Annotated in this window: 1 pseudogene; it reads right to left on the reverse strand. The window is 70.6% G+C overall.

Going from position 1 to position 926, the window contains the following annotated elements:
- Positions 1–377: 377 nt before the first annotated feature.
- Positions 378–585, reverse strand: a pseudogene (locus O3Q52_RS53590) (hypothetical protein); the annotation flags it as partial.
- Positions 586–926 lie beyond the last annotated feature (341 nt).

Consider the following 926-nt stretch of genomic DNA (forward strand, 5'->3'; position numbering starts at 1 on the left):
CAGCCGGGTCGCCGACTCCAGGGGAGCCGTCAGCCTCTCCGCCAGCTCGCGGGCTTCGTCGCCGCCGGCTTCGGCGGCCACCGCGAGTTCGCGGCGGAGGCTGTCGACATACGGAGTGAGGTCCATGACGCCATGATGGCACCAAAGTGGCGCCACATGCAAGCCATGAGGTGACATCCCACGATCGCCAGTCGAAGAGAACGCTCCGACCTGCAGAAACATACCGGCACCCGGCTGAGCGATTGTGGCACCAGGCACGCTCAAGCACCCCGAGAGCCAGAGCATGGCGCCACGCGGCACCAAATGGCACCATCAGGCGCCGTGTGGTGCCGCCCGGGCGCCACGCGAGATCGCGGGGTGGGAGCGGCCCAGCCCACCGGCGTACGCCGCACCGCGTTCCCCCGCCCGTCCGCCTCCAGCGTGGCCGTGCCTTCGGCGCCCGTCACACCGACCTGGATGGTGAGGGACCCCGTGAGGCGCTCGGCCGTGATCTGCCAGGTCCGCGGGGAGCGGACGCCGAGGGTGGGTCCTGGCCTCCTCGACCAGAGCGGGGAAGCGTTCGTAGGGCAGGGAGCGCGGGTCGAACTGCGGGGTGCCGCCGACTACGAGCGCGGCCAGAGACGTCCCGGCGGTCGGCCCCTGCCCGGAACGAGTTCGGATCCCGGCTCCTCCACCGCCCCTGAACTGCGGAACACGTGCTTCCATCGCATGGGGATCGAGGTCCGTGTCATGCTCTGGTCTCCATTCCTGTCCCTCGGAAGCTCCTGTCCCTCGGAAGTGCAGCGCCGACATCGACACCCGACCGATGACTTCCCGGTTGCCCGGTGCGCCGACGGCTCGTAAGGACCGCTCGTGACCAAGGCTCTTCCCGGCCCGCCGCAGGACGCCCGGGCCGCGCAGACGTCACCGACACCCGCACCCGCACC

The sequence above is a fragment of the Streptomyces sp. ActVer genome, assembly GCF_027270795.1.
Lineage (GTDB): Bacteria > Actinomycetota > Actinomycetes > Streptomycetales > Streptomycetaceae > Streptomyces > Streptomyces umbrinus_A.